This is a genomic window from Ramlibacter sp. (genome assembly GCF_035706265.1).
GTDB lineage: Bacteria > Pseudomonadota > Gammaproteobacteria > Burkholderiales > Burkholderiaceae_C > Ramlibacter.
Genome location: NZ_DASSVG010000121.1, coordinates 1 through 7,901 on the forward strand (window position 1 = coordinate 1; position 7,901 = coordinate 7,901).

10 protein-coding genes, 1 tRNA gene and 1 pseudogene are annotated in these 7,901 nt (G+C 69.7%); 9 read left to right on the plus strand and 3 right to left on the minus strand.

Going from position 1 to position 7,901, the window contains the following annotated elements; all coding sequences use genetic code 11:
- The 6 genes and pseudogenes from VFM98_RS04740 to VFM98_RS04765 all read left to right on the plus strand — a co-directional run.
- Positions 1-408 (plus strand): annotated as a pseudogene (locus tag VFM98_RS04740) (hypothetical protein); the annotation flags it as partial.
- A gap of 33 nt (positions 409-441) precedes the next feature.
- On the plus strand, positions 442-768 hold the full coding sequence (gene fdxA, locus VFM98_RS04745; protein WP_325108747.1) for a ferredoxin FdxA: 327 nt from the start codon (positions 442-444) through the stop codon (positions 766-768).
- 28 nt (positions 769-796) lie between these two features.
- Positions 797-1,240, plus strand: coding sequence for a hemerythrin domain-containing protein (locus VFM98_RS04750; RefSeq protein ID WP_325108748.1), 444 nt, complete (start codon positions 797-799; stop codon positions 1,238-1,240).
- Between the two features lie 36 nt (positions 1,241-1,276).
- On the plus strand, positions 1,277-2,515 hold the full coding sequence (locus VFM98_RS04755; protein WP_325108749.1) for an NnrS family protein: 1,239 nt from the start codon (positions 1,277-1,279) through the stop codon (positions 2,513-2,515).
- Between the two features lie 48 nt (positions 2,516-2,563).
- On the plus strand, positions 2,564-2,854 hold the full coding sequence (locus VFM98_RS04760) for a nucleotidyltransferase family protein (protein WP_325108750.1): 291 nt from the start codon (positions 2,564-2,566) through the stop codon (positions 2,852-2,854).
- Positions 2,851-3,225 carry a DUF86 domain-containing protein gene (locus tag VFM98_RS04765; protein WP_325108751.1) on the plus strand — a complete coding sequence of 125 codons (375 nt, stop codon included), beginning with the start codon at positions 2,851-2,853 and terminating at the stop codon, positions 3,223-3,225. The genes VFM98_RS04760 and VFM98_RS04765 overlap by 4 nt, the downstream gene beginning before the upstream one ends.
- A gap of 55 nt (positions 3,226-3,280) precedes the next feature.
- Here VFM98_RS04765 and VFM98_RS04770 read toward each other — a convergent pair.
- Both VFM98_RS04770 and VFM98_RS04775 read right to left on the minus strand, forming a co-directional pair.
- Positions 3,281-3,357, minus strand: a tRNA-Met gene (locus tag VFM98_RS04770).
- A 44-nt stretch (positions 3,358-3,401) separates the two neighbouring features.
- On the minus strand, positions 3,402-4,181 hold the full coding sequence (locus VFM98_RS04775) for an enoyl-CoA hydratase (RefSeq protein ID WP_325108752.1): 780 nt from the start codon (positions 4,179-4,181) through the stop codon (positions 3,402-3,404).
- A gap of 318 nt (positions 4,182-4,499) precedes the next feature.
- Here VFM98_RS04775 and VFM98_RS04780 point away from each other — a divergent pair, with 318 nt between their 5' ends.
- Genes VFM98_RS04780 through paaK form a run of 3 tightly spaced genes read left to right on the plus strand, consistent with a single transcriptional unit; the run spans position 4,500 to position 7,040 of the window.
- Entirely contained in the window at positions 4,500-5,303 is an 804-nt protein-coding gene (locus VFM98_RS04780; RefSeq protein WP_325108753.1) for an enoyl-CoA hydratase-related protein, read from the plus strand.
- A gap of 7 nt (positions 5,304-5,310) precedes the next feature.
- Positions 5,311-5,748: a hydroxyphenylacetyl-CoA thioesterase PaaI gene (gene paaI / locus VFM98_RS04785; protein WP_325108754.1), complete on the plus strand. Its 438-nt coding sequence runs from the start codon at positions 5,311-5,313 to the stop codon at positions 5,746-5,748.
- Entirely contained in the window at positions 5,745-7,040 is a 1,296-nt protein-coding gene (gene paaK / locus VFM98_RS04790; protein WP_325108755.1) for a phenylacetate--CoA ligase PaaK, read from the plus strand. The genes paaI and paaK overlap by 4 nt, the downstream gene beginning before the upstream one ends.
- A gap of 1 nt (position 7,041) precedes the next feature.
- Here the strand turns inward: paaK and VFM98_RS04795 are convergent.
- Positions 7,042-7,901: DUF3108 domain-containing protein (locus VFM98_RS04795; protein WP_325108756.1), on the minus strand; the 860-nt coding region annotated here is incomplete at its 5' end.

Below are 7,901 nucleotides of genomic sequence, written 5' to 3' on the forward strand. Positions count from 1 at the left end.
ATGGTCTCGCTGGGCGGACGGGCGATCCAGCTGATGCGCCGGGTCGGGCTGGAGCCGGGCTACATGCTCACCGGCGGCATGACGCGCAACGAGGCGATGGTGCGGGCGCTCGAGGAGGCGCTGGGCGAGAAGTTCCACGTCGCGCCCAACGGCCTGGGCCAGCTCAATGGCGCCTACGGCGCGGCCTACCTCGGGCTGCGGCGGGCGGAGAAGCTGCTGGTCGAAGGCAAGCCCATCCCGCCGACGGCCGCCCAGCTCGGGCAGACCCAGAACATGCAGGCGGTGCGGCGCTGGTCGGCGATGGCCGCCACCCGCAAGCGCTTCGAACCCTGCGGCGAGGCCGGCGAATGCCCGGTCGTCGTCGTCAAGGCCAAGCCGCCCGCCGCGCCGGAGCGGGCGGTGGCCTGACGCTCCCCATTCCGCGACAACCTGGAGCCAGCCATGACCCACGTCGTCACCGAAGCGTGCATCAACTGCAAGCACACGGATTGCGTCGAGGCCTGCCCCGCGGACGCCTTCCGCGAAGGCGCCAACTTCCTGGTCATCGACCCGGAGCTGTGCGTCGACTGCATGGCCTGCGTGCCTGCCTGTCCCACCAACGCGATCTACGCCGACGGCGACGTGCCGTCGGACCAGCGCCAGTTCATCGCCCTGAACGCCGAACTGGCGCGCGACTGGCCCAGCATCGTCAAGCGGCGCGATCCGCTGCCCGATGCGGCCCACTGGGCCGGCATCAGCCCCAAGCTGGACCAGCTGCAGCATTCCTGAAGCCACGGCCAGAACGAGGAGACACGAGATGGAATCGATCACCAGCTACATGGAGCAGGACCACGTCCTGATCGACGGTTTTGCCGCGCGCGCCGTGACGGCCGCCGGTGCGGGCGACTGGGGCGCGATGCAGCGCGAAGGCGGCGAGTTCCTGCAGCGCCTGCGCCGCCACATCGAGATGGAGGAGGATGTGCTGTTCCCGGCCTTCGAGGAGCGCACCGGCATGCGGGGCGGCGGGCCCAGCCAGCAGATGCGCGTCGAGCACGAGCAGATGCAGCCGATCCTCGCCGCGATGGAACAGGCCGCGGGCGCGCAGGACGGCGCCGGTTTCCGGCGCGCCACGCAGCAACTGCTCGACATCCTCCAGCCGCACAACGTGAAGGAGGAGCAGATGATGTACCCGATGCTGGACCAGGCGGTGGGCGACGACGCGCAGGCGCTGCTGCGGGACGTGAAGGCGATGGCGGTCTGAGTTCGGATTCGGGCGCGGCGAACCTAGAATCGCCGCATGCCGACGTGGCGCGCCGCGGCGCTGCTGTCGGCGCCCCACAAGCTTTGCTTCTTCTGGGCCGGGGTTCACTGGGCGCTGGCCGCGCTGTGGTGGGCGGCTTGGCAGTTCGCGCCGGCGCTGGGCCTCGCCTGGTCCTGGCGCATCCCGCCCTCTGCCGCCCACGGCCTGTGGTTCACCCTCGGGCCGATGCCCTTGTTCATTACCGGCTTCATGTTCACGGCCGGGCCCAACTGGCTGCGCCGGCCGCCGGTCGATGCGCGCGTGCTGCGCTGGCCGGTGGCGATCTTCAGCGCCGGCTGGGCGCTGGCGTTGGCGGGATTCCATGCCGGCGCGGGGCTCGCAGCCGCGGGCCTGGCGGTCGCAGCTTGCGCGTGGAGCCTGCTCGCCTGGCGCATGCTGCGCCTGGTGGCGCTCAGCACGGAGGAGGACCGCCGGCACGCCAAGGCGGTCGCAGCCGCCGCCGTCGCGATGCTGGCCTGCCTGGCCGGATCGGCCCTTGCGCTGGCGCTGGGCCGGGCCGATGCGCTGGAGCGCATCGTGCGCGCGGGCTTGTGGTGGGGCGTGGCCGTGGTCTTCGTGGTCGTCTCGCACCGCATGCTGCCTTTCCTGGGCGAGGGCGCCTGGCCGTGGCTGGATGCGCGCTGGCCGGACTGGCCGCTGTGGGCCCTGGCCTCGGTGCCGCTGGTGCAGGGCGCGGCGGCGCTGGCCGGCCCCTGGCTCGATGGGCTTGCGGCCTCGCGCTGGCTGCTGGCGCTGCACCTGGCCGTCGTCGCAGGACTGAGCCTGCGCCTGTCGCTGCGCTGGATCGGAAAGCCGCCGCTGCGGCAACCGATGGTGGCGATGCTGTTCCGGCCGCTTCTGTGGTGGGATGCGGCCTTGTGCTTGCTGGCCCTGTCCTGGCTGCCGGTCGTGGAGAGTGCGTTTTCCTTCCGCCTGGCCATGGCGGGCGTGCACACGCTGACCTTGGGCTACATGGGCGGCACGATGCTGGCAATGGTGACGCGCGTCAGCGCCACCCACAGCGGCCGCTCGCAGGCGATCGACCGGGTGGCGCGGCGGTTGAACGCGTTGCTGCAGGTGACTGTGGTTGCGCGCCTTCTTGCAGCCTTGTGGCCGTCGGCCGCTTTCGTCGCGCTGCCCGTCGCGGCGGCAGGGTGGCTGATCGTTGCGGGAACGTGGGCCCTGCGGCACGGCCGCTGGCTGGGCGAGCCGCGGGCGGATGGGCGGCCGGGGTAATTTGCGCCGCCCCGCGCGCTCGCGGGAACCGTATACTTTTCGGCAGGCATGAAGCCCTCTACTGCACTGAAGCTGCACCGTGCCGCGATCCGGGAAGTCGTTGGCCGCTACCGCGCCAGGAACCCGCGCGTGTTCGGTTCGGTCCTGCATGGCACCGACACGGACAACAGCGACATCGACATCCTGGTCGACGAGTTGCCCGATGCCACCCTGTTCGATCTTGGCGGCCTGCAGGTCGAACTCGAGAACCTGCTCGGCGTGAGCGTCGATCTGCTGATCCCGGGCGATCTGCCGGTCAAGTTTCGCGACCGGGTGCTGGCGGAGGCGCAGCCGGTTTGAGCGACCCGAAGCTTCCGGACTACCTCGAACACATTCGACAGGCAGCGACGGACGCCTGCGGCTTCGTCACGGGTCTCTCGCAAGACGAATTCATCGCCGACAGGCGCACGCAACTCGCCGTGATCATGAGCCTCGTGATCATCGGAGAAGCCGCGACGAGACTCATGGATCGCTACCCCGAGTTTGTCGAGCCCCACCCCGACATTCCCTGGCAGAGCATGCGCGGCATGCGCAATCGCATTGCGCACGGTTATTTCGATCTGCAGGCCGACATCGTCTGGCGCACGGTGCAGACGGACCTGCCGCAGCTGCTCGCTCGGCTTGCCGCCCTTCAGGGCGGGAACGACGGCCGAAGCGGATCTCCCAGGTAGTTCCCCGAAATGAAAAGGCCCGCCAAGTCATGGACTGGACGGACCTTTTCGGATCTGGTGGCGCTTCAGGGACTCGAACCCCGGACCTGCGGATTATGATTCCGTCGCTCTAACCAACTGAGCTAAAGCGCCAAAGAAGAGCGATTATAGACAAAACCCGGGCGGGCCTGCACGGGTCAGCGGTTCTTGAACTGCGCCTTGCGCTTGTTCACGAAGGCGTCCATGCCTTCCTTCTGGTCCTCGGTGGCGAACAGGGCGTGGAACAGGCGCCGCTCGAACATCACGCCGTCGGCCAGCGCCCCTTCGTAGGACCGGTTGACCGACTCCTTGGCCGCCAGCACCGCCAGCTGCGAGTACTCGCAGATCTGCAGCGCCGCGCCCAGGGCTTCCTCCATCAGCTTGTCGAGCGTCACCACCCGGCTCACGAGGCCGGCGCGCTCGGCTTCGGTGGCGTCCATCATGCGGCCGGTCAGCACCATGTCCATGGCCTTGGCCTTGCCGATGGCGCGCGGCAGGCGCTGCGTGCCGCCGGCGCCGGGGATGATCCCCAGCTTGATCTCGGGCTGGCCGAACTTCGCGTTGTCGGCCGCGATGATGAAGTCGCACATCATCGCCAGCTCGCAGCCGCCGCCCAGCGCGAAGCCGCTCACCGCCGCGATCACCGGCTTGCGGATGCTGCGGATCGTCTCCCAGTTGCGCGTGATGTAGTCGCCCTTGTAGACGTCGGCGAAGCCGTAGGTCGCCATCGCGCCGATGTCGGCGCCGGCCGCGAAGGCCTTCTCGCTGCCGGTGATCACCATGCAGCCGATCGCGTCGTCGGCATCGAAGGCTTTCAGCGCCGCTCCGAGCTCGTCCATCAGCTGGTTGTTCAGCGCATTGAGCTGCTTGGGGCGGTTCAGCGTGATCACGCCCACCTTGCCCGCCTCGGTCCGCACTTCGATCAGTTCGTAGGCCATCGCGATCTCCTCAGAAGCTGTGAATGAATGGATCGTGCCCGCGACGGGGTGCATCAGGGCGCAGGCGTAGGCGCGGTCCGCAGTCCAGGCTGGCCGCCTGGACAAGGACCGCAACGCCCGACTGCGCCCTGAGGCGCTCCGGCCCGAAGGGCGAGCCGGGACGCGATCGTTGCCGATCAGCGGTCTCGAATGAGGCTCGCGCGGGTGCGAGCCATTCGTTCACAGCTTCTCAGGTTGGGGCAACTATAACCAAGGGAAACCATGGCCCGGCCGCGCGCCGCGCGGGTGCTAGATTCGACGGTCGGGAAGGAGACCCCGATGAGCGAAGCCACCGTCCTGTTCGAGACGCGCGCCAGCGTCGCCCTGATCACGCTGAACCGCCCGCAGGCGCTCAACAGCTTCACGCGCGCGATGCACGAGGAGCTGCGCGCCGCGCTCGATCGCATCGCGGCGGACAAGTCCATCCGCGCCGCGGTGATCACCGGCGCCGGCCGCGGCTTCTGCGCCGGCGCCGACCTGTCCGAGTTCGACCTCAGTCCCGGGCCCAACCGCATCGAGCGGGCGGACCCCGGCCCGATCATCGAGCAGCTGTTCAACCCCACGGTGCGCAAGCTGATGGAGCTGCGCGTGCCCACCATCGCCGCGGTGAACGGCGTGGCCGCGGGCGCGGGCGCCTCGCTGGCCATGACCTGCGACCTTGCCATCGCGGCGCCTTCCGCCGTGTTCATCCAGGCCTTCAGCAAGATCGGCCTGATCCCCGATGCCGGCGGCTCCTGGTTCCTGGTGAAGAAGCTGGGGCTCGCGCGCGCCATGGGCTGCGCCCTGCTGGGCGACAAGCTCGGCGCGCAGGAGGCCAAGGAGTGGGGAATGATCTGGGACGTGGCGCCCGAAGGCGAGGACTGCGTCGAGGCCGCGCTGAAAGTGGCCGCGCGCCTGGCCCCCATGCCCACCGCCGCCCTGGTGCAGACGCGCAAGCTGCTGCGCGCTGCCGCCAGCAACGAGCTCGATGCGCAGCTGGAGCTGGAGCGCGCCACGCAGTCGGCCCTGGGCCGCACCCACGATTACCTCGAAGGCGTCACCGCCTTCCTCGAGAAGCGCCCGGCGCAGTTCAAGGGGGAATGAAGACCGCATGCTGACCCCCGCCGCCCTGGCCGCCCGCGTGGGCGAGGCCATGTACGCCGTCGATGCGGCCTGCAAGGATTTCCTCCAGATCGAGCTGCTGGCCTGCGAGCCGGGGCGCGCGCGCATGCGCATGACGGTGCGCGAGCCCATGCTCAATGGTCACCGCATCTGCCATGGGGGCCTGATCTTCACCCTGGCAGATTCCACCTTCGCCTACGCCTGCAACAGCCACAACAAGGTGACGGTGGCGGCCGGCTGCAGCATCGAGTTCCTCAAGCCCGCGCACCTGGGCGACGTGCTCACCTGCGAGGGCACCGAGCAGGTGCTGCAGGGCCGCCACGGCGTCTACGACATGCGCGTGACCAACCAGCGCGGCGAGGTGATCGCCGTCTTCCGCGGCAAGAGCACGAGCATCCAGGGCACGGTGATTCCGGAGGGCACATGAGCGCTTTTCCGTTGGAGCCGATCGAGAAGGCCGGCGTCGACGAGCTGCGCTCGCTGCAGTTCAAGCGCCTGAAGGCCTCGCTGTGGCACGCGTACCGCAACGCGCCGGCCTACCGGCGCAAGTTCGATTCGGCCGGCGTGCACCCGGACGACCTGCACAGCCTGGCGGACCTGCGCAAGTTCCCCTTCACCACCAAGTCGGACCTGCGCGAGAACTATCCCTTCGGCATGTTCGCCGTGCCGCGCGCGCAGTGCGTGCGCATCCATGCGTCGAGCGGCACCACCGGCAAGCCCACGGTGGTGGGCTACACGCGCAACGACATCGAGACCTGGTCGCACGTGATGGCGCGCAGCATCCGCGCCGCCGGCGCGCGGCCCGGCGACCTGGTGCACGTGAGCTACGGCTACGGCCTGTTCACGGGCGGGCTCGGGGCGCACTACGGCGCCGAGAAGCTGGGGCTCACCGTGGTGCCCTTCGGCGGCGGCCAGACCGAGCGCCAGGTGCAGCTCATTCACGACTTCCGGCCCGACATCATCATGGTCACGCCCAGCTACGCGCTGGCGATCGCCGATGAATTCGAGCGCCAGGGCCTGGAGCCGCGCGAATGCAGCCTGCGCCTGGGCATCTTCGGCGCCGAGCCCTGGACCAACGACATGCGGCAGAAGATCCAGGATCGCCTGGCGATCGACGCGGTGGACATCTACGGCCTGTCGGAAGTGATCGGCCCCGGCGTGGCCAACGAGTGCCTCGAGACCAAGGATGGCCCGACCATCTGGGAAGATCACTTCTATCCCGAGATCGTGCATCCCGAGACCGGCGAGCCGCTGCCGGACGGCGAGTTCGGCGAGCTGGTATTCACCACGCTCACCAAGGAAGCGCTGCCGGTCATCCGCTACCGCACCCGCGACCTCACCCGCCTGCTGCCCGGCACCGCGCGCACCATGCGGCGCATGGAGAAGATCACCGGCCGCAGCGACGACATGATGATCGTGCGCGGCGTCAACGTGTTTCCGACCCAGATCGAGGAGCTGATCCTCAAGCAGCCGGTGCTGGCGCCGCACTACCAGTGCATCCTCACGCGCGAGGGCCCGCTGGACCACCTGACGGTCGCCGTCGAGGCCGGCGCCGGCCTGCCACCGGAGCACGAGGATGTCCGCTCCGCCGCCGACCGGCTGGCGCACGAGATCAAGGTCTACATCGGCACCACCGCCCGCATCGACGTGCGGCCCTCGGGCGGCATCGAGCGCAGCATGGGCAAGGCGAAGCGGGTGGTGGACCAGCGCCGGCTGTAGTTCACCGCTGGTCGATCTGCTCGACGACGAGATCCAGCCAGGCCTCGTCGCCCATGAGCACGCGGATCTTCACCGGCAGGTACTGCAGGCTGGGCGCGAACCACATTTCGGCGGTGATGTTGCCGCGCGGGTTCACCAGCGGGCGCGGCTTCAGGTGGAAGGTCTCCACGTCGCCCATCAGCGGCAGCGAGAGCACCTGGCGCTCTGTGACGTCGTAGATCCATTCGTCCACGCCGCCCGGGCGCGCCAGCCACACCCGCACCGTGCGGCCGACCTCCAGCAGGTCCTTGCCGGTGGCGAAGCGCTGCGCCAGTTCCACGAACTGGCTGGCCGTGTCCTGCACGCCCGGCGGCCGCGGCACGGTCAAGCCGCGGTCCAGCATCACCACCTGCTCGCCGAAGCGCGTCACCCGCCGCTTGCCGCCGGTGCGCGCCTCCTCGTAGGCCTGCGGCAGCAGCCCCGCGGGGGTCACCTCGCCCTGGCTGGTGAGCGTCTGCGTGATCGGCACCACGACGCGGATCGTGACGTCCAGCCGCACCTGGTAGCGGCTGCCTTCGCGCTGCCACTGCACGTGTGCGGCGCCGGTGACCGGGCCGCGGTACTCGCCGACCACGTCGTAGGTCAGGCGGGTGTCGGCCGGCCACTGCTCGAGCGCGGTTCCATCGGCGGTGGAAGCCGCTGCGGCAGGGGCGCTCGCGGCGGCCTCGGGCGCACTCGCGGCGGCGACAGGCGCGGAGGCGGCGGCCTGGGGTTCGGAAGCCGCCGGCTCCGGTGCCGGCGCCACGGACGGCTCCGGCACGGGCTCGGGCACCAGCTCTGGCTCCCTGGCAGCCGGCTCCGGCGGCTTTTCCTCCTTCTTCT